General features: G+C 70.2%; 16 protein-coding genes. 4 read left to right on the plus strand and 12 right to left on the minus strand.

The genetic code is table 11. The annotated features are described in order from the left end of the window. Positions 1-42: 42 nt before the first annotated feature. From leuB to ilvD, 8 genes are all read right to left on the minus strand, one after another. Positions 43-1,152 (minus strand): 3-isopropylmalate dehydrogenase, encoded by a 1,110-nt coding sequence (gene leuB, locus IT355_01220; protein ID MCC7051854.1) that lies wholly within the window; start codon positions 1,150-1,152, stop codon positions 43-45. Then, on the minus strand, positions 1,140-1,733 hold the full coding sequence (gene leuD / locus IT355_01225; GenBank protein ID MCC7051855.1) for a 3-isopropylmalate dehydratase small subunit: 594 nt from the start codon (positions 1,731-1,733) through the stop codon (positions 1,140-1,142). The genes leuB and leuD overlap by 13 nt, the downstream gene beginning before the upstream one ends. After that, positions 1,730-3,133 (minus strand): 3-isopropylmalate dehydratase large subunit, encoded by a 1,404-nt coding sequence (leuC, locus tag IT355_01230; GenBank protein MCC7051856.1) that lies wholly within the window; start codon positions 3,131-3,133, stop codon positions 1,730-1,732. The genes leuD and leuC overlap by 4 nt, the downstream gene beginning before the upstream one ends. Beyond that, positions 3,130-4,764, minus strand: a complete 1,635-nt coding sequence (locus IT355_01235; GenBank protein MCC7051857.1) for a 2-isopropylmalate synthase — start codon at positions 4,762-4,764, stop codon at positions 3,130-3,132. Before IT355_01235 ends, leuC begins: the two co-directional genes overlap by 4 nt. Next, positions 4,761-5,822 (minus strand): ketol-acid reductoisomerase, encoded by a 1,062-nt coding sequence (gene ilvC / locus IT355_01240; protein ID MCC7051858.1) that lies wholly within the window; start codon positions 5,820-5,822, stop codon positions 4,761-4,763. Before ilvC ends, IT355_01235 begins: the two co-directional genes overlap by 4 nt. Beyond that, entirely contained in the window at positions 5,819-6,370 is a 552-nt protein-coding gene (gene ilvN, locus IT355_01245; GenBank protein ID MCC7051859.1) for an acetolactate synthase small subunit, read from the minus strand. Before ilvN ends, ilvC begins: the two co-directional genes overlap by 4 nt. A gap of 6 nt (positions 6,371-6,376) precedes the next feature. After that, positions 6,377-8,227: a biosynthetic-type acetolactate synthase large subunit gene (ilvB, locus tag IT355_01250; protein ID MCC7051860.1), complete on the minus strand. Its 1,851-nt coding sequence runs from the start codon at positions 8,225-8,227 to the stop codon at positions 6,377-6,379. 333 nt (positions 8,228-8,560) lie between these two features. Then, complete coding sequence (gene ilvD / locus IT355_01255) at positions 8,561-10,270, minus strand: dihydroxy-acid dehydratase (GenBank protein MCC7051861.1); 1,710 nt, start codon at positions 10,268-10,270, stop codon at positions 8,561-8,563. Positions 10,271-10,495: 225 nt separating this feature from the next. Between ilvD and IT355_01260 the strand changes: the two genes are divergently transcribed. Continuing rightward, positions 10,496-10,882, plus strand: coding sequence for a GxxExxY protein (locus tag IT355_01260; protein MCC7051862.1), 387 nt, complete (start codon positions 10,496-10,498; stop codon positions 10,880-10,882). 89 nt (positions 10,883-10,971) lie between these two features. Here IT355_01260 and IT355_01265 read toward each other — a convergent pair whose 3' ends face one another. The 4 genes from IT355_01265 to IT355_01280 form a co-directional block, all read right to left on the minus strand. After that, complete coding sequence (locus tag IT355_01265) at positions 10,972-12,348, minus strand: TolC family protein (protein MCC7051863.1); 1,377 nt, start codon at positions 12,346-12,348, stop codon at positions 10,972-10,974. A 78-nt stretch (positions 12,349-12,426) separates the two neighbouring features. Beyond that, a complete protein-coding gene (locus IT355_01270) occupies positions 12,427-13,647 on the minus strand; it encodes an ABC transporter permease (protein MCC7051864.1) in 1,221 nt (406 codons plus the stop codon). Next, positions 13,644-14,426 carry an ABC transporter ATP-binding protein gene (locus IT355_01275; protein MCC7051865.1) on the minus strand — a complete coding sequence of 261 codons (783 nt, stop codon included), beginning with the start codon at positions 14,424-14,426 and terminating at the stop codon, positions 13,644-13,646. The genes IT355_01270 and IT355_01275 overlap by 4 nt, the downstream gene beginning before the upstream one ends. After that, the gene (locus IT355_01280) at positions 14,426-15,751 is read right to left on the minus strand and encodes an efflux RND transporter periplasmic adaptor subunit (GenBank protein ID MCC7051866.1); all 1,326 of its coding nucleotides are present in this window, start codon (positions 15,749-15,751) and stop codon (positions 14,426-14,428) included. The genes IT355_01275 and IT355_01280 overlap by 1 nt, the downstream gene beginning before the upstream one ends. A gap of 479 nt (positions 15,752-16,230) precedes the next feature. On the opposite strand from IT355_01280, the gene IT355_01285 reads away from it, so the two are divergent. From IT355_01285 to IT355_01295, 3 genes are all read left to right on the plus strand, one after another. Further along, positions 16,231-19,362 (plus strand): PAS domain S-box protein, encoded by a 3,132-nt coding sequence (locus IT355_01285; GenBank protein MCC7051867.1) that lies wholly within the window; start codon positions 16,231-16,233, stop codon positions 19,360-19,362. An 84-nt stretch (positions 19,363-19,446) separates the two neighbouring features. Continuing rightward, positions 19,447-20,232, plus strand: coding sequence for a class I SAM-dependent methyltransferase (locus IT355_01290; GenBank protein MCC7051868.1), 786 nt, complete (start codon positions 19,447-19,449; stop codon positions 20,230-20,232). A 134-nt stretch (positions 20,233-20,366) separates the two neighbouring features. Continuing rightward, positions 20,367-21,017 (plus strand): hypothetical protein, encoded by a 651-nt coding sequence (locus IT355_01295; protein MCC7051869.1) that lies wholly within the window; start codon positions 20,367-20,369, stop codon positions 21,015-21,017. Positions 21,018-21,086 lie beyond the last annotated feature (69 nt).

Below are 21,086 nucleotides of genomic sequence, written 5' to 3' on the forward strand. Positions count from 1 at the left end.
CATTGCGGCCTTCGCGCCCTTTGCGCCTTGGCGTCACGCCGTTCAGCGAACTCCAACGAACGACAGACGCTCGAGGACAGCACGACCAAAGGCAGACGTCGAACAGGGCGCCTGACCAGGAGCAACACAATCGGCCGTGCGCGGACCGGCGGCGATGGTCTCTGCCACGGCCGCTTCGACCGCAGCAGCCTCATCGTGCAGCCCGAGCGAGTGACGCAGGAGCAGCGCGGCGCTGAGGATCGCGCCGGCGGGATTGGCGATGCCCTTGCCTGCGATGTCCGGCGCGGAGCCGTGAATCGGTTCGTACAGACCGCGCCGGAGGCCAGTGCCCGATTCATCGCCAAGTGATGCCGATGGCAGGACGCCGATCGAGCCGGCCAGCACCGCCGCCTCATCGGTCAGGATGTCACCGAAGAGGTTCTCGGTCACCACCACGTCGAAGCGGGCCGGATGGGTGATCAGGTGCATCGCGAACGAGTCCACCAGCGCGTGTTCCAGCGTCACGTCCGGGAACTCGTCGCGCATGACTCTCGTGGTGATCTCCCGCCAGAGGCGCGAGGTGGCCAGCACGTTCGCCTTGTCCACCGAGAGCAGGCGACCACGGCGCTGCCTGGCGATTCCCGCCGCCATCCGCACCACGCGGGACACCTCCTCGGCGGTGTAGACGCACAGGTCCGACGCACGGGTGGAGTGTCCTTCCCCGTCCCGGTCGTGCGTCTTCGCGCCGAAGTACAGCCCACCGGTCAGTTCACGCACGAACACGATGTCGACGTCCGTCAGCAGCTCCGCCTTCAGCGGCGCCGCGGAGGCCAGCGCCGGGTGCACCGTCATGGGACGGATGTTGGCGTACACCCCGAGCAGCGCGCGCAGGCCAAGCAGTCCCTGCTCCGGCCGCACCGTCGCGGCAGGGTCGCTCCACTTCGGTCCACCGACGGCGCCGAGGAACACCGCATCGGCCGCGGACACCGCCTCGCGTGTCGCGACCGGCAGCGGCTCACCGGTCTCGTCGATCGCGATGCCGCCGATCAGCGCCTCGCGGAACTCGAACTGGTGGCCGCCGCGCTCCGCCACGGCCTGCAGCACCCGGACCGCCTCGGCGGTGACCTCGGTGCCGACCCCGTCGCCGGGGAGCACCGTGATCAGCGCGCGCATGTCGCCTCCCACGCCTCGATCGCCGGCAGGTCCGCCAGCAGTGCGCCGAGTTCGTCGAGCCCGTCGATGAGGCAGCGCTTGGAGAACGGATCGATGGTGAACGCCGCCGACACCCCACCCGGCAGGTGCACCAGCTGGTTCGGGAGGTCCACCGTGATCTCGGCCGACCGGTCGCGCGCCAGCGCCTCGTGCAGCGTCCGCAGCACTGGCGTGTCGAGCGCGATGGTGAGCAGCCCGTTCTTGTGTGCGTTCGACCGGAAGATGTCCGCGAACGACGACGCGATCACCGCCCGGAAGCCCCAGTCGCTCAGCGCCCACGGTGCGTGCTCGCGACTCGAGCCGCAGCCGAAGTTGCGTCCGGCCACCAGCACCTGCGCCCCGGCGGACGCCGGCGTGTTGAGCACGAACCCGGGCACCGGCGCACGATCGGCGTCGTAGCGCCAGTCGGAGAACAGGTTCGTGCCCAGCCCGGAGCGCGTGGTGGTGGTGAGGAACCGAGCCGGAATGATCTGGTCGGTGTCGATGTCGTCGCGCTGCAGCGGCACGGCGTGCGACCGCAGTGGCGTCCAGGCCTGGCTCACAGCACGCTCCGGGGATCGGTGACGACACCGGCGATGGCCGACGCCGCCGCGGTGAGGGGTGAGGCGAGGAGGGTGCGCGCCCCCTTCCCCTGCCTTCCCTCGAAGTTGCGGTTGCTGGTGCTCACGGCGTACTGCCCGCCGTCCACGGTGTCGCCGTTCATCGCGATGCACATCGAGCAGCCGCTCTCGCGCCACTCGGCGCCGGCCTCCCGAAAGATGTCGGCCAGTCCCTCCTTCTCGGCCTGGCGCTTCACCCGCTGCGAGCCGGGCACCACCAGCATGCGCGTGTTCGCCGCCACGCGCTGACCGCGCATCACGTCGGCGGCAGCCCGGAGGTCATCGATGCGCCCGTTGGTACAGCTCCCGACGAACACCACGTCCACCGGCTGGCCGATCAGTGACTGCCCCGGCTCCAGGCCCATGTACGCGAAGGCCCGATTGTTGGCCGCATCACCGGCGGCACCCGACAGCGGCAGGTGACCATCGACGGGAATCGCCATGCCCGGGTTGGTGCCCCACGTGATCATCGGCGCGATCTCCGAGGCATCGAGCGCGACGCACCGGTCGAATTGCGCGCCGAAATCGGTCTGCAGGCCACGCCATTCATCGACCTTCACCTCCCAGTCGAACCCCTGTGGCACCCCCTCGCGACCCTTGAGCCAGCGGAACGTCGTCTCGTCGGGCGCGATCATGCCGGCGCGTGCACCCGCCTCGATGCTCATGTTGCAGACGGTCATGCGGCCCTCCATGTCGAGCGCGCGAATCGCCTCGCCCCGATACTCGATCACATGCCCCGTGCCGCCGCCGACCCCGATCTTCGCGATGATCGCCAGGATCACGTCCTTCGCCGTCACCCCCGGCCGGAGCCGGCCATCGACGCGCACCTCCATCGTCTTCGGCCGCGACTGCAGCAGGCACTGCGTGGCGAGCACGTGCCCCACCTCGCTGGTGCCGATGCCGAACGCCAGCGCCCCGAACGCGCCGTGGGTGCTGGTGTGGCTGTCACCGCAAACGATGGTCATGCCCGGCTGCGTACGGCCCATCTCGGGGCCGATCACGTGCACGATGCCGCGACGGTCGTCGTCGAGGCCGTAGAGCGGGATCCCGTGCTCGGCACAACTCGCCGCCAGCGCGTCGAGCTGCTTCCCGGCCGCCGGATCCAGCACCGTCAGGCGTCCGCCGGTGGAGACGGTCGGCGTCGAGTGGTCCATCGTCGCCACGGTGCGGTCGGGGCGGCGCACGGCCAGCCCCCGCTCGCGCAGCACGGTGAACGCCTGCGGCGAGGTCACCTCGTGCACCAGGTGCAGGTCCACGTACAGGACCGCCGGCGCGACGTCCGTGCCCTCACGCACCACGTGGGCATCCCATACTTTCGCGAACAGCGTGCGCGGACCGCTCATGCCCCCACCTCGGCCAGCTGGCGCGCACGCGTGCGGATGAGCCCATTCACCGCCGCCACATAGGCCTCGGCGGTGGCGACGATGATGTCCGTGTGCACGCCGAACCCGCTCGCCGTCACGCGATGCGCATCGGCCTGCGAGGCCTCGGCCGGCGCGCTCCCGGCCGCCACGACGTCCCCGGCGTCCGGGTCGGCGGCCCTGCCCCGCTCGCGGAGCCGCACCGAGACTCCACCCACGGCATTGATCCCCTCCGCCGCCGCATCCACCGCGAACTCGATCAGCTCGCCCACGTCGCCGACGCACTCGTTGATGGCGCGGCAGACGGCGTCCACCGGCCCGTCACCCTGCGCCGCCGCCACCAGTTCCGCGCCATCGGGGCCACGGAGCTTCACGGTTGCGGTCGGGATGGCGTGCGTGCCGCACGACACCTGCACCAGCTCCAGGCGGTACGTCGACGCGCCACGATGCGTCTCGCCGGCCACGATCACCTCGAGTTCCCGATCGTCCACCACCTTCTTGCGGTCCGCGACCTCCTTGAAGCGCGCGAACACGGCATCACACTCGGCGTCCTCCAGCACATGGCCGAGCGAGGCGAGGTGGGCGCGCAGCGCGGCGCGGCCGGAGTGCTTGCCGAGCACCAGCCGGCCGCCCTCCAGCCCCACGTGCTCGGCGTGCATGATCTCGTAGGTGTCGCGATGCTTCAGCATGCCGTCCTGGTGGATGCCCGCCTCGTGGGCAAAGGCATTCGCGCCCACGATCGCCTTGTTCGGTGGCACGCGCACACCGGTGCAGCGTGACACGAGCCGCGAGGCGCGCCCGATCTCCTCGGTGCGGAGCCGCGTGTCGGCGCAATAACGCGCACGGCGGGTGCGCAGCGCCATCGCGATCTCCTCCAGCGCCGCGTTGCCGGCGCGCTCGCCGATGCCGTTGATCGTGCACTCCACCTGGCGTGCCCCCGCCTGCACCCCCGCCAGCGAGTTCGCGACCGCGAGCCCGAGGTCGTCGTGGCAGTGGGTGGAGATCACCACCGGGCGCGTGCCCACCACCCCGGTGCGGATGCCGCTGATCAGGGCGAAGTACTCGTCCGGCGTGGCGTAGCCCACCGTGTCCGGGATGTTGAGCGTGGTGGCGCCGGCCTCGATCGCGACCTGCAGCACCTCGTGCAGGAACACGACGTCGCTGCGGGACGCATCCTCGGGCGAGAACTCCACGTCGTCGGCGAAGGAGGCGGCGTATGCCACCATCTCCTGCACCCGGCGCAGCACCTGGTCACGCGACATCTGCAGCTTGTACTGCAGGTGCACGTCGGAGGTGGCGAGGAAGGTGTGGATGCGGCGCCGCGGTGCGACCCCGAGCGCACTCGCGGCGGCCTCGATGTCCTTGCGCGTGGCGCGCGCGAGGCCGCAGATCACGGGCGGCACCGGCCAGCCCTGGGCCTCCTCGGCGATGGCGCGGACCGCGTCCCAGTCGCCCGGCGAGGCGGCGGGAAAGCCGGCCTCGATGATGTCCACCCCGAGCCGGTAGAGCTGCCGCGCCACCTGCAGCTTCTCCTCCACCGTCATCGAGCAGCCGGGTGCCTGCTCGCCGTCGCGCAGGGTGGTGTCGAAGATGCGTACGATGTCGTCGCTCATACGGCGCCTGCGGGCGCCGGGGCGGCCGGTTTCCGTTCCACCGCGCCGGTGTCGGGACGGACGATCTTCGCGTGCAGGAACGGCATCAGCTCCCGCAGCCGGACCCCCACCTGTTCGATCGGGTGCTCCGTGTCGGCACGGCGCGCGGCGTTGAAGTTCGGACGGCCGGCCTCGTTCTCGGCCACCCACTGGCGCGCGAAGGTGCCGTCGCGGATCTCGGCGAGGATGCGCCGCATCGACTCCTTCGTCTCGGCCGTCACGATGCGCGGGCCGGCGGTGTAGTCGCCGTATTCCGCGGTGTCCGAGACCGAGTAGCGCATGTAGTTCAGGCCACCCTGGTACATGAGGTCCACGATCAGCTTCAGCTCGTGCAGGCACTCGAAGTACGCCATCTCCGGCTGGTAGCCGGCCTCGGTGAGCGTCTCGAAGCCCGCCTTCACCAGTGCCGAGACGCCGCCGCAGAGCACCGCCTGCTCGCCGAACAGGTCCGTCTCCGTCTCCTCGGCGAAGGTCGTCTCGATCACGCCGGCGCGCGTGCAGCCGATCGCACGCGCATAGGCCATCGCGTCGGCCTGGGCGTTGCCGCTGGCGTCGCGGTGCACGGCGATCAGGCCCGGCGTGCCGCCCCCCTCGGCGTAGAGCTCACGCACGCGGTGGCCGGGGGACTTCGGCGCGATCAGGGCCACGTCCACCCCGTCCGGCGGGTCGATCAGGTCGAAGTGCACGTTGAAGCCGTGGGCGAAGAGCAGCGTCTTGCCGGGCGTGAGCGTCGGCAGGATGTCACGCTGGTAGATCGCCCGCTGCTCGGTGTCGGGCGCGAGGACCATGATGATCGCGGCCTCGGCGGCGGCTTCGGCCACCGTGCAGACGCGCAGGCCGGCGGCCTCCGCGGCGGCCCGGCTCTTCGAGTCGGCACGCAGGCCCACGCGCACGTCGCAGCCGCTGTCGCGCAGGTTCAGCGCATGTGCGTGCCCCTGGCTGCCATAGCCGATGATCGCGATCGGCCGGCCCGCGAGGCGCGTGGCATCGGCATCGTTGTCGTAGAAAACACGGGTCATGCCGCCGCTTCCTCGTCGGTTGGGGCTCCATCGGCCTGCGCGCGGTAGTGCGCGGGGGCCTCCAGCTTCTTCGGCGTCCGGCCGCGCATCATGGCCAGTCGCCCCGTGCGCATCAGCTCCGCCAGTCCCTCGGGACGGATGAGCGTGATGAACTCCTCCACGCGCTCCGGCGTGTCGGTGATCTGCACGATCAGCTCCTCCTCGCTCAGGTCGAGCACGCGGGCACCGTGCGTCGCCACGATCTCGACCAGCTCGGCCAACCGCTTCGGCGACGACACGATCTTGGCCAGCGCCGTCTCACGCTGCACGGCACGCTCGTTGGTGACGTCGGTGACGCCGATGACCTCCACGAGCCGGTCGAGCTGCATGACCACCTGGCTGGCGTCAGTGGCATCGACGACCAGCGTCATGCGGCTGATGCCCGGCACCTCGCTGCGACCCACGGCCAGCGAGGCGATGTTGAATCCGCGGCGTCGCAGCAGGGTCACGGTGCGATGCAGGACGCCGGCGCGGTCCTGCAGGAGGGCGATGAGGGTGTGCTGAGCCATCGGGGGTCATGCCTGGGCAAATGGTGAGGGGACTGCAGGAACTGCGGGAGTGGCCGGTGGGGCCATGAGCATGTCGCCGATCGCCTGCCCGGCGGGCACGATCGGGAAGACGTTGGCTTCGCGTTCGACGCGGAAGTCGATGACTGCGCAGCCCCGGTACTTCCAGGCCGCCTCGATCGCGGCCGGTGCATCCGCGGCATCGTCCACGGTGAAGCCGCGCAGGCCGTGCGCCTCGGCCAGCTTCGCGAAGTCGGGGCCCGTGAGCGGCGTGCCGCTGTAGCGCTTGCCCTCGAAGAGCTGCTGCCACTGCCGCACCATGCCGAGGTAGCCGTTGTTGACGATGGCGACCTTCACGTTCGTCAGCCCTTCCTGGGCGATGGTGGCCAGCTCGCAGCTGGTCATCTGGAAGCCGCCGTCGCCCACCACCACCCAGATGGTGCGGCTGGGATCCGCGATCGCGGCGCCCATCGCGGCCGGCAGGGCGAACCCCATCGTGCCGGCGCCTCCGCTGGTGATGTGCGTGCGCGGCCGGCTCCAGTCCAGCAGCTGCGCCGCCCACATCTGGTGCTGGCCCACATCGGTCACCACGCGCCAGTCGCTGCGGTCACGAAACGCCGCGTTCATGGCGTCGAACACGTCGTGCGGCATCAGCGGCGCGGTGCGCTCGCGGCGGGTGTAGCCCTGGCGCGGCTGGTGCTCGTCACGCATGGCGAGGATCTCGTGGATCCAGGCCTGGCGTGCGACGGTGCTGCCGACCGGCAGTGCGACCGCGATCGAGCGCAACGCCGGCTTGGCATCGGCCACGATCTTCACGTCGGTGCGCACGAGCTTGCCGATCTCGGCGCCGTCGATGTCGATGTGGATGATCTGCGCGTGCGGCGCGAAGGTGCTGGCCTTGCCCGTGACGCGGTCGTCGAACCGGCTGCCCACGTTGAGCAGCACGTCGCAGGCCTGGATCGCGCGGTTCACGTGCACCCAGCCGTGCATGCCCGGCATGCCGAGCGACAGCGGGTGGTCGTGGGGCATGGCGCCGAGACCGTGCAGGGTGGAGATGACCGGGATGCCGGCCTGCTCGGCGAGGGCGCGCAGCTCACGGGTGGCGCCGGACTGAATCACGCCGTTGCCGGCGAGGATGACCGGGCGGCGTGCATCCTGGAGGAGCTGGGCTGCGGCGCGGATCGCCGCCTGGTCCACGTCGTCGCGCTGCGACATCGGGCGGTAGCCGGGCAGGTCCATCGGCTCGTCCCAGTCCGGCACGAAGCGCGCGAGCTGCGCGTCCTTCGTGATGTCGATCAGCACCGGGCCCGGCCGCCCGCTGCGGGCGATGTGGAACGCTTCGCGGAAGACGCGCGGCAGCTCGGTGGCGTTGGTGACGAGGAAGTTGTGCTTCGTGATCGGGACGGTGATGCCGGTGATGTCGGTCTCCTGGAAGGCATCGGTGCCGAGCAGGGCGCTGGGCACCTGTCCCGTGATGGCCACCAGCGGCGTACCGTCCATCCAGGCATCGGCGATCGGCGTGACGAGGTTCGTTGCCCCCGGTCCGCTGGTGCCGATGCACACCCCCACCTGCCCCGTGGCGCGCGCGAAGCCCTCCGCGGCGTGACCTGCGCCCTGTTCGTGCCGGCAGAGCACGTGGCGCAGGCGCGCCCGGTATTCCCACATCGCGTGGTAGAACGGCATGATGCAGCCGCCCGGAATGCCGAACATGACCGACACGTTCTCGCGGATGAGCGCCTCGCACATGACCTGCGCCCCCGTGCGGCTGGCCGGGGCGTGGCCGGGCGCGGGGATGGCGGGTGGTGCGATGGATCGGCCTGCGGTGCTGCGGACAGCGGTGCTGCCGGTGGATCGTGACATTGCGGGGCTCGGAAAACGAGAAGGCCCCCTCCGCGCGCGGAAGGAGCCTTGTGTGATCCTGCCCAAGGTCGCCCCTCCGAGTGGTCTCGGGAGGGGCGTCGGTTCGCAGCTACATCGCGACCGTGTGGCCCAGCTCCCGACGCGTAAGAATCACGCGTACGACGAGAATCGCTGCGACAGGAAGCGTCGCAACGATGCTGGTAAGGCCAAGAAGTCGGGACTGCGTCGGCGAAACGGACATGGGGTGGTGCAGAGTGAAACGACCCATCGGACGGTCAGCCTGCGACAGGCGCAGGCGAAAGCGCGCGTCGTGTGACCGACGTGGCTGGTTTCTCAAGCATCGGCATACCGATGCGTTTCCGCAAGCCCCCCCGGGTGCACCACCGCGCCGTAGCGGGCCTGGCTGACGGTCTGTGCGTAGCGCCAGATCGCCCCCGACTGGAAGTCGTGCTGCCGCGGCGTCCACAGCGCGCGCCTGCGGTCGAGCTCGGACTGATCCAGACGCACCTCCAGCATACCGGCCTCGGCATCGATGTCGATGATGTCGCCGTCCTGCAGCAACCCGATCGGGCCTCCGATGGCCGCCTCCGGGTTCACGTGGCCGATGCAAAGCCCGCGGGTGGCACCACTGAAGCGGCCATCGGTGATCAGCGCCACCTGGTCACCCATCCCCTGCCCGTAGATGGCCGACGTCGTCGAGAGCATCTCGCGCATGCCGGGGCCGCCCGCCGGGCCCTCGTAGCGGATCACGAGCACGTCGCCGGTGCGGTAGTTTCGCGCCATCACCGCCGCCATCGCCTCCTCCTCGGACTCGAACACCCGCGCCGGTCCGCTGAAGTGCCGCGTGTGCAGGCCCGCCACCTTCACCACGGCGCCATCCGGGGCGAGGTTGCCGCGCATGCCGACCAGGCCACCGGTGGGCGAGATGGCGTTCGCCACCGTGCGCACGACATCCTGGTTGGACGGCACCACGACACCGGCGAGATCCTCGGCGATGGTCTTCCCCGTCACGGTGATGCAGTCACCGTGGAGAAAGCCACCATCCAGCAGTGCCTTCAGCACCACCGAGGCACCACCGATGTCGTGGACATCCTTCGCGAGGTACTTCCCGCCCGGCTTGAGGTCCGCGATGAGCGGCGTGCGTGCGAAGACGGCGGCCACGTCGAACAGGTCGAACGCGATCCCCGCCTCGTGTGCGAGGGCGGGCAGGTGCAGCGTGGCGTTGGTGGAACCGCCGGTGGCCGCGACCACTGCGGCGGCGTTCTCGAGGGCCTTGCGGGTGACGATCTGCCGCGGCCGCGGTCCGTGCTGCATCAGCCGCATCACGGCCGCGCCACACTGCTCGGCGTAGCTGTCGCGCGACTCCCAGGCCGCCGGTGGCGACGCCGACCCCGGCAGCGCGAGGCCGATCGCCTCCGAGACGTAGGCCATGCTGTTGGCCGTGTACTGCCCGCCACACGACCCGGCGCCCGGGCAGGCCACCTTCTCGAGCGCGGTCAGGTCCTGGAGCGACATGGTGCCCGCCGCGTGCTTCCCCACCCCCTCGAACACGTCGAGCACGGTGACGTCGCGGTCGTGGAACCGGCCGGGCAGGATCGACCCGCCGTAGAGGAACACCGACGGCACGTCCAGGCGCAGCATGGCCATCATCAGGCCGGGCAGCGTCTTGTCACAGCCGGCGATGCCGACGAGGCCATCGTAGCAGTGCCCGCGGACGGTGAGCTCCACCGAGTCGGCGATGGTCTCGCGCGAGACGAGCGACGACTTCATGCCGGCATGGCCCATGGCGATGCCGTCGGTGACGGTGATGGTGGTGAACTCACGCGGCGTGCCGCCGGCGGCCTGCACGCCCCGCTTCGCGGCCTCGGCCTGCCGCTTGAGCGCGATGTTGCATGGGGCGGCCTCGTTCCAGCTCGACACGACACCGACGATCGGCTGCGCGATCTCCTCCTCGCTCAGCCCCATCGCATAGTAGAAGGCCCGGTGCGGCGCCCGCTCGGGCCCGACGGTGGCGTGACGGCTGGGGAGCTGTGACTTGTCCATGGCACTCATCCTCGCCCTTCCGACCCGTCTCGCGCAAGGGAGATCCGGCGCGATTTCGGTCCGCAACGCGCGATCCAGGGGCGCGCGCCCACGCCACTGGCGTGATGCTTCAGCAGTGCAGACGGCAGGATGCAGAACTGTACAGCCGGACAGCGGACGCAAGGGCGCCATGAACGCAAGGACGCAAGACTGCGTGTCGCGACTTCAACCACAGCCGATGCCCTGATGACTGAGAATGAGATCGGACGGATCATCGTCGCCGGTGCGCAACGCGTGCACAGGGAAATGGGCGGGCCAGGCTTGCTCGAATCCGTCTACGAGGAGGCCCTCGCGATCGAGCTGGCCACACGCAGCCTGCACGTGCAGCGGCAGGTGGCGTTCCCGGTACGCTACCGTGGCATCCTTCTCCGCAATCGTATCCGCGTCGACTTCCTCGTCGAGACGCGGATCATTCTCGAGATCAAGGCCGTTCCACAGTATCACGAGGCCTTCATGGCCCAGACGCTGACCTACCTACGCGCAACCAACCTCAGTCTCGGCTTCGTCATCAACTTCGGCATGCCAGTCCTGCTCCAGGGCGTGAAGCGAGTCGTCAACAACCTGGCGGAGTGATAGCGGTGTCTCACAGCAAGAACGCAGTGTTGCGCCCTTGCGTCCCTAGCGCCCTTGCGCCTGCTGTTGCACGTCCACAGCCGGACACTTCAGGAGCGGCCGAACGACACGGATGCGGGGTCGAGGGTGCCGGTGTAGTAGGACATCAGTGACTGCTGGAAGACGAGCGTGTAGCGCGCGTTGACGAGTGCGCTGGCGGCGGAGACCTGGGCGGCGCGGGCGAGCGAGAGCTCGGCGAGGGTGGCGGCGCCCACGCGGTACCGTTCCTGCACCGCGTTCAGCGCGAGGTCCGACGCCTCCTTCTGGGCGCGGGTGGCGTTGATCTGCTCGAGGGCCGACTGGTAGTCGAGGAAGGCGCGCCGCACCTCGAGGGCCACGGTCTGGCGTCGCAGGTCGGTGGTCAGCCGCGCGTTGGCGAGCTGGATCTCCGCCTGCTGGGTCGCCACCTTCGCGGCGCCGCGGTCGAAGAGCGGGACCGACACCGACAGGCCGATCGAGCCGCCCTTGCGCTGGTCGAGCTGGGTCGCGAACGAGGCGGCCGTGAGGCTGCTGTACGCGGTGTTGTAGCCAAGGTTGAGCCCCACCTGCGGCCAGCGCGTGCTCTTCGACACCGAGAGGGCCTCGGTGGCCGCGTCCACGCGGAGCTTCGCGGCCGCCAGGTCCGACCGTTCCGCGAACGCGCTGGTGAGCAACCCGCCGAGTGTGAGTGCCGGCGACACCGCGCCCGAATCCACCGCCGGCGTCGCGAAGGTGAAGCTGCCACGGGGATCGAGCTGCAGGGTCTGGATCAGGTCCACCTTCGCCAGCTCCACGGCGCGGACCGCCGTCACCACCTGCGAGCGGGCGAGGGCCACCGCCGCCTGCTGCTGGTACAGGTCCGCCACCGAGCGACGGCCGGCACTCACCAGGGCCTGCACCTGGACGAGCTGCGCCTGCTGTGCCACGAAGTTCGAGTCCTGGACGGCCTGCTGCTCCTGCAGCGTGACGAGCGACAGGAAGTTCGACGCGACGGTGAACACCACGGTCTGCCGTGCGCGGGCCAGGTCACTCGCGCTGGCGCTCTCCCCGAAGCGGGCCTGCTTGAGCTGCGAGAGGTTCTGGAAGCCGTTGAAGAGCGTGACACTCGACGAGACACCGGTCTGCAGCGCCTGCGACTGCTGGTTGATGAGCCGACCCTCCGTCTGGCTGAAGCTCTGGCCGACGTTCTCGGAGGTGTTGGCGGTGAGCGCCAGGTTGGGCAGCAGGGCGTTGCGCTGTTGCGTGACCGACACGGCGCTCAGGGACCTGGTATTCTCCGCCTGCCGGAGGGTGATGTTCTGCTGCAGCGCGATGCGCACCGCGTCGGCGAAGGTGATGCGCTGCGGCAGGCTGTCACGCCCCTGCGCCACCAGCGGCGCCGCACAGGCGGCGGCACAGAGCAGCGTGGTGAGGGTCCGCACCCGGGTCGACGGGCGATGGTCGTTCATGTCAGGCTCCACGAGGATTGCAGGACGGCAGGAGGCGGCACGGCGGGCGCCACGCGGGATCGCGCGGCGGGGCCGGTGTCATTCGTAGCGGAGTGCCTGGATGGGATTCATCGAGGCCGCCTTGCGGGCCGGGTAGTAGCCGAAGAACACGCCGACGGCGGCCGAGAAGCCGACGGCGATGAAGACCGCCGACCACGGGGTGGCCGTGGCCCAGCCCGTGATGCGGCCGAGCAGCGCGGCGCCGCCGAGACCGGCGGCGAGCCCGATCACGCCACCGAGCACGCTCATCACGATGCTCTCGACCAGGAACTGCGTGAGGACGTCGGAGCCACGTGCGCCGATCGCCATGCGGATGCCGATCTCGCGCGTGCGCTCGGTGACGCTGACGAGCATGATGTTCATGATCCCGATGCCGCCGACGACCAGCGAGATCGACGCGATGGCGGCCAGCAGGCCGGTCATCACGCTGGTGGTGCTGGTGGCGGCCGCCGCGATGGCGGTCTGGTCGCGCACGGTGAAGTCATCCGGCTGCGCGCCACCGTTCAACTGGTGCGCCTCGCGCATCAGCGCCTTCACCTCCTCGATCGCAGCCGGGATGGTGGCGGTGGACTCGGTGCTCCCGAGGATCTGGGCGAGGAAGCTGAAGCCGCTGAGGCGGTCCTGCGCGGTGGTGTACGGCACCAGCACGACGTCGTCCTGGTCGTTGCCGGTGGCGGTCTGGCCCTTCGGCGCCAGCACGCCCACGACCTGGAACGGCGAGCGCCCGAGCTGCACCTGCGCGCCGACGGCATTGCCGTCGGGAAAGAGGTTGGTGGCCACGGTGTTGCCGAGCACCACCACCTTCCGCTTGGTGCGCACGTCGTCGTCGGTGAACAGCGCCCCGCTCGAGACGCCCCAGTTGCGGATGGTGAGGTAGTCGACCGAGACCCCGTTGACCCCGGTGCGCCAGTTCCCCGCCCCGCCGATGACCTGCGTGCGGGTGACGATCACCGGCGAGACGGCGGTGAGCAGGGTGGCGTTCGCCTTGATCCGGTCGGCGTCCGCAATCGTGAGCCGGTTGAACGTGCCGGCCCCCTGGCTCGCCCCGCCCTGCGCGGTGGTGCCGGCCGTGATCACGATCATGTTGGTGCCGAGGTTGCCGATCTGCTTCTCGATCTGCGACTGGGCGCCGTTGCCGATCGCGACCATCACGATCACGGCACCGACGCCGATCACGATGCCCAGCATCGTGAGCATGGTGCGGAGCTTGTTCTTGATGATGCTCTGCGTGGCCACCTTGAACAGCGTGCGCTTCTTCATGACACCTCCGCCATCGCGCCGGCCTGCACCATCCTGGCCAGGTCGTCCTTCGCCGTGTGGCGACCCACCACCGGGGTGTCCCGGATGACCTGGCCGTCACGCATCTCGACGATCCGCTTCGCGTACTGCGCCACGTCATGCTCGTGGGTGACAAGGATGATGGTGATGCCCTGCTCGTTGAGCTCCTGGAACAGCGACATCACGTCCACCGTGGTGTGGCTGTCGAGGTTCCCCGTCGGCTCGTCGGCCAGCAGCAGGGTGGGCTGCGTGACGATGGCGCGCGCGATGGCGACGCGCTGCTGCTGGCCACCCGAGAGCTCACTGGGCTCGTGGTCCATGCGCGTGCCGAGCCCCACGCGCGTGAGGGCGGCAGCGGCGGTGGCACGGGTGTCGGTCCAGCGGGCGGCGCGGTCGTAGAGCATGGGCAGTTCCACGTTGTCGAGTGCCGAGGTGCGCGGCAGCAGGTTGAACCCCTGGAAGACGAAGCCGAGCTTCTGGTTGCGGAGGTCGGCGAGGTCGTTGCGGCTCATGCCGTTCACGGCCACGCCGTCGAGCGCGTAGGTGCCCTCGGTGGGCGTGTCGAGGCAACCGATGATGTTCATCATCGTGGACTTGCCGGACCCCGACGCGCCGATGATGGCGACCATCTCGCCCGGCTGCACCTCGAGGTTCACGCCCCGCATGGCGAGCACCTGGTTGGTGCCCATCGTGTAGCGCTTCACGACGTTGGTGAGCCGGATGACCGGGTGCGGCGCGGCGCCGCGGTGCGGGACGCCCATCAGAACGTCCCCGGCGGGCGGGGACCGCCGGTGCGTTGCTGCGTCGGCTGGAACGGGTTCGCGGTGGCGCCGCCGGCCGCCGCGGAGCCCGGCGTCGCGATGCCGATCGCCACCTGCATGCCGGCCGCGATCGCGCGTCCGGCGACCTGCGTCCGCTGGCCGTCGGTGACGCCGGTGCGGACGCGGAACGGGCGGAGTCGGCCGGTGGAATCCGTGATCCAGAGCGTGCCGACCGAATCGGGCGCGGCCCGGCGGACGCGCGGGGTCGCCGCCGCACCCGGGAATCCGGGCGGCGGGCCGCCCGGCCCGCTGCCGCCGGCGACCACCGCCGGCGGTGCCGCCGCCGTACGCCTGGCGAGGCTGTCGCGGCGGGCCGTGAGGATGCCGCTGTCGGCCCCGAGCATCTCGGCGGTGGGCTTGAAGCGGAGCGCCGAGTTGGGCACCGCCAACACGTTCTCGGCGCGCTGCGTGAGGAACTTGACCGTCGCCGTCATGCCCGGGAGCAGCTTGCCGTCCGTGTTGGCGACGCCAAGCACGACGGTGTAGTTGACCACGTTGTCGGTGACGGCCGAGAGCAGGCGCTTCTGCTTCACCACCGCATTGAAGGTGCGCGTGGAGAAGGCGGCCACGGTGAAGGTCGCGGTCTGGCCGACCTCGATCCTGCCGATGTCACTCTCGTCGACGAGGGCGAGGATCTGCATCTCGGCGAGGTTCTCCGCGATGCGGAAGATCTCCGGCGTGGACAGGCTGGCGGCCACCGTCTGGCCCAGCTCGACAGCGCGTGAGACGATCACCCCATCGATCGGCGAGGCGATGGAGGTGTAGGCGAGGTTCTGGCGGGTGCGCTGCAGCGCGATGCGGGCGGACGTCACGTTCGACTGGGCCAACCGGTAGGTGACCTGGATCGTCGCGAACTCGGTGGCCGTCACGACCTGCGACTCGAAGAGCTGCTTGTTCCGGTCGTACTCCGCCTTCGCCTGCGCGAGCTGTGCCTCGGTGCGCTCGAGCGCGGCCTGCGACTCCGCCACGGCCTGCTGCTGCAGCGTGGGGTCGATGCGGGCGAGGAGCTGGCCCTTGCGCACCTTGTCATTGAAGTCCACGTAGAGCGCGGCCACCTGGCCGGACACCTGCGTGCCCACCTGCACCGTCCGGACAGCGCTCAACGCCCCGGTGGCCGACACCGTGGACTCGAGGGTCGCCTGCTCGACGGTGGCGAACCGGAACACGGGCGTGTTCCGGGCCTCGGCACTCCGCGTGTACCAGAACACGCCAGCGGAGACCGCGCAGGCCAGGGTGACTCCGATCGCGAGGCTGGTCTTCTTCATGGCGTGGGCTTGGTGCAGGGGTGCGACGGATGCGTGCGCGCACTTGCACGCACGGGATCGGCGGGAGTGTGTGGCCGGACGGAGGCGCCGCAGGGACGGACGGCCTCCCTGCACCTCCGTACAGCGGCGGCGGACGCAGCGTTGGTCCGGGCCGTCGGATCGCGCAATGGCGCATCCGGGCGCTCGTGCATCGGTGATGACACGCACCAGCACATCGCCATTGCATGAATCGAGCCGGTTGATATGTCACGCCGTCACGCGGGGCTCCGACGCGGGCACCCGACACTCCGCCAGCAACGGGACCTGCCACGCGTCATCGCCGGTTGCGCATTGACCCTTTCTCACGACGCGCATCGCCAGCGCCGCCCTTGTGCGCGCGCAGGCGATGATGCATACAACCTGCGTCCGGCAGCCGGATCGCAGCGGGCCCGCACGCGCGCACGCGCGCCGGCCCGCCCTTCTCCACGGGATGGCACGACATGTTCAGCAGCACCGGGCAGGCCACAAGGCAGACACCGCGCGGCGTGATCGACGCGGGGGCCCGGTCATTGCTCGATGCCCTGCCCGCGCACATCGCCATCCTCGATGCGGAGGGCGGCATCATCGCCACCAACGCGGCGTGGAACCGGTATGCCGCGCGCAACGGGTTCCGGGGAGAGGGATTCGGCGTCGGCCACAACTACGTCGCCGTCTGCCGCGCGGCCTCCGGCGACCGGGACGCCCACGCGCACCTCGTGGCGGACGGCATCGAGGCGGTGCTCGCCGGGAAGGCCACCGAGTTCGAGCTCGACTACGAGTGCCATGCGCCGCACCGGCGGCAGTGGTTCCGCGTGCTCGTCACCCCCGCGCCGGCGGACTCCGGCGCGTCGGCGGTGGTGATGCACGTGGACGTGAGCAGCATCTCGCACGCCGAGGAGGCGCTCCGCAGCAACGAGGGGCGGTATCGCGAGCTCTTCAAGCGGCATCCGCAGGCGATGTACGTCTGCGACGCCTCGACGCTCCGGTTCGTGGCCGTGAACGATGCAGCCGTCGCGCGGTATGGGTACTCGCGCGAGGAGTTCCTTGGCATGACGCTCTTCGACCTGCGGCCGGCCGATGCCCACGACGCGCTGCGCCAGGAGCTGTCGGTGGTGCCGATGGGTCCGCGGCACCCGGGGCTCCACCGCCACGTCCGGAAGGACGGCAGCGTGGTGATGGTCGACATCTCGACGCACACGCTCGAGTATGCTGACCGGCAGGCGTTCGTGGTGCTGGCGATCGACGTGACGGAACGGGAGCTGGCCGAGTCCGCGCTGCGCGACGGCGCAGCACGCCTGCAGGCGCTGGCCTCGGAGCTCGAGGCCGAGCGTGCGCGCCTGGTGGCGGCGCAGGCCGTCGGCAAGATCGGCAGCTGGGAGTTCGACCTTGCCACCGCGACCGGCCGCTGGTCCGAGGAGCTGTACCGGATCTACGGCCAGCCGAACGACGGGACCCCGATGACGATCGCCCGCGTGCTCGGGTGGTTCCATCCGGACGACCGCGCGCCGGCGCAGGCCAGCTTCGCGGCCGGTCTCGCGCAGCCGGGCGAGGTGATGGAATCGCGCCACCGGATCGTGCTGCCCGACGGCAGCGAGAAGGTGGTGAACGACCGGTTCCGCATCCAGGCCGATGCGGCTGGTGTGCCGGTGACGGTGAGCGGCACGGCGCAGGACGTGACCGAGCAGCATCGCATGCTGGATGCCATCCAGATCAGCGAGGAGCGGTTCCGGCTGGTGGCGAAGGCGACCAACGAGTCGGTCTGGGACTGGGACATGGTCGCCTCGACGCTGTGGTGGAACGACGGCTACGAGGCGATGTTCGGCTACCATCACGGTGCCACGCGGCCCTCGCTCGAGGGATGGCTCGACCGCATCCATCCCGACGACCGCGACGACATCTACGCCAGCATCACGGCCGCGCTGAGCGAGGGCCGCACCGACTGGGCGCGGGAGTACCGCTACTGCCGATCCGACGGCACATACGCCTACGTGCTGGATCGCGGGCACATCCTGCGCGACGAGGGAGGCCGGCCGGTCCGCATGATCGGCGGCATGCGCGACCTCTCGTCGCGGCGCGACGTGGAGATGCGCCTCAACGAGCAGGCCGCGCTGCTGGATGCGGCGCACGACGCGATCCTCGTGAAGGACATGGACGATCGCATCGTGTACTGGAACAAGGGGGCCGAGCGCCTCTTCGGGTGGACGGCGGAGGAGGCCATCGGCCAGGTGGCCACCCGGCTGTTCGACGTCGAGATGGAGTCGTACCGCGCGGCGCGCGAGTCGCTGCTCGCCCACGGGCAGTGGGAGGGCGAGCTGGTCAAGCACACGCGCGACGGGCGGGAGCGCGCCGTGGACGTGCGCTGGACCGTCGTGCGGTCGGAGTCGGGTGCGCCGCGGGCGGTGTTCGCCATCACGCTGGACGTGACGGAACGGAAGCGGCTCGAGGCGCAGTTCCTGCGCGCCCAGCGGCTGGAGAGCATCGGCACGCTGGCCGGCGGCATCGCACACGACCTGAACAACGTCCTGGCGCCGATCATGATGTCGATCGAGCTGCTGAAGTCGGGCGAGACGGATCCGGAGCGGCTGGAGACCCTCGCGACGATCGAGTCGGCGTCGCAGCGCGGCGCCGACATGGTGCGCCAGGTGCTGTCGTTCGCGCGCGGCACCGAGGGGGTGCGCCAGCCGATCGACGTGGGGCTGCTGGCCCGTGACGTGGTGAAGATCGCGCGCGAGACGTTCCCGAAGGACATCGCGGTGCGCCTGCGCACGGTGCTCGGGCCGTGGCTGATCGATGCCGATGCGACGCAGATCCACCAGGTGCTGATGAACATGGTCGTCAATGCCCGCGATGCCATGCCGCACGGTGGCACGCTGGAGCTGTCGATCGCGAACGTGGTGCTGGACGACACCTATGCGGGGATGCACACGGAGAGCCGGCCAGGCCGCTACCTGAGCATCACCGTGGCCGACACCGGGCGTGGCATTCCCCCGGAGGTGATGGAGCGCCTGTTCGAGCCGTTCTTCACCACCAAGGAACAGGGCAAGGGCACGGGGCTGGGCCTCTCCACCGTGCACACCATCGTGCGCACGCACGGCGGGTTCGTGACGGTGTACTCGGAGCCGGGGCACGGTGCCCGGTTCGTGGTGCACCTGCCGGCCCGCATCGACATGCTGCCCGACGAGGGCGTCCCGGGTGCGGCGCAGCAATTGCCGCGTGGGGCCGGCGAGTTGATCCTGGTGGTGGACGACGAGGAGCCGATCCGCGAGATCGTGCGGAAGACGCTGGAGCGCTTCGGCTACGAGGTGATCGTGGCCGTGAACGGCGCCGAGGCGGTGGCGCGCTACGTCCAGCACGACGGGCGTGTCGCGGCGGTGCTCACCGACATGGCGATGCCGGTGATGGACGGGCCGGCGATGGTGATCGCGCTGCGCGCGCTCGACCCGGCCGCGCGGATCATCGGCTCCAGCGGCATGCTCACCAGCGACAAGCTCGCACACCTCTCGGGCCAGAGTTCGATGCAGTTCGTCCACAAGCCCTACACCGCCGAGGCGCTGCTCACCACACTGCACCGCGTCCTGCACGAGACGGCCTGACGCGCGGGGCTGGCCGGCGCGTGGTCGGTGGGTTAGATCGCGGGACCAGCCGTCCTGTCCGCACCCACCCCCGCACCGCCTCCCGTGGCTCCTGTCGGCTGGATCGTCGCGGTGATCGCGACCGTGGCGTTCGTGATCGAGCGCCTGAAGCGCGAGCGGATGCGCGCCCTGATGAAGCAGACCGGCACCTTCCTGCCGCTGCCTTCGATCCCCCTGCCGGAGCTCGACCCGGTGTTCGCACCCGGCCGGTTCGGCCCGACGCTCGACACCGAGGTGCACTTCATCGGGCACGGGCCGATCCCGGTGCCGGGTGGGACGTCGGATGGCGAGGCCTGGATCCTCGCCGTGCTCGCGAAGCAGGCGCACACCTTCTTCGAGTTCGGCACCTGCACCGGCAAGACCGCCTACCTGTGGAGCCGCAATGCACCGGACGGCGCGCGGATCGTGACGCTCACCCTGGCCCCGGACCAGCGCGATCGCTACGTGGCCGCCGCCGGTGACGACAAGCGCGACGAACGGTTCGCCCTCGACGAATCGAACTTCACCGAGTTCGTGTATTCCGGGACGCCCCAGTCCGCGCGCATCGAGCAGCGCTTCGGCGACAGCAAGGCGTTCGACGAGGGTGCGTATGCGGGGTGGGCCGACCTGGTGTTCGTGGACGGCGCCCATGCCGAGTCGTACGTGCGCTCCGACACGGCGAAGGCCCTGCGGATCGTGAAGCCGGGCGGACTGATCCTCTGGCACGACTATGCCGGTCCGCACCACGCGCCCGGGGTGTTCCGCGCGCTGAACGCCCTGTCGAAGGAGCTCCCGATCCGGCACGTGAAGGGCACGACCTTTGCCGCCCTGCGCATGCCGGTCGACCCATGAGCCGCCAAGTCCGGCTGACAAAGGCGTCCCGGAATACGGCTCACCTGTAACATCACGCACGCTCGCCACATTCTGCCGGGCTGTGCGTTGCACATGGGGCCGTGTCTGCCGAGGTTGTGCGGATGGCCTCCGGAATGCCCGTCACCCGTTACAGCGGTCTCATCATCACCACGTTGATCGCCCTGCCGGGCTGGACAGCGGCAGTGGCCCAGGCCACGGCGCCGCCAGCCAACTGGGTGGTGCGGACCGATGCCGTGCCGACGGCGAGCCAGGTTGCCGTGCGCGCGGCGCGTGGCGGCGTGCGGGTCACCACCGGCCCGGCCGCCATCCTGTACGACAGCGCGCTCCGCGCGGCAGGCGACTGGCGGATCGAGGCCAGCATGCTGCTGTTCGAGCCCGGCGGAAGGGCCGAGGGGTTCGGGGTGTTCTTCGGCGGCCGCGACCTGACCGGCCCTGCGCAACGCTACGCTTACGTGCTGGTGCGCCGCGATGGGCGGGCGCTGCTCAAGGTGCGCGACGGGGCGGCCGTGCGCACCGTGCGTGACTGGACCGCGAGCGCCGCCGTGCCGCAGTGGCGCGCGACGGGCGTGCCGGGTGCGAGCGTGCGATACCCGCTGGTCGTCGAGGCCCGGGGTGAGCGCGTCACGCTGCTGATCGGCGCGACCACGATCCTCGACGTCCCGCGCGCGGAGGTACCGACCGACGGCATCGTCGGCCTGCGCATCAACCACGCCCTCGACGTGCACCTCGAGTCGCTGCGCGTGACACCGCTCCCGACGCGCTGACCGCCCTCTTCCAGGCGGTGCGCTGCGGTCCCGACGCAGCGCACCACGCACGCTCACCGACACCACCAC

Source organism: Gemmatimonadaceae bacterium (genome assembly GCA_020851035.1).
GTDB lineage: Bacteria > Gemmatimonadota > Gemmatimonadetes > Gemmatimonadales > Gemmatimonadaceae > JACMLX01.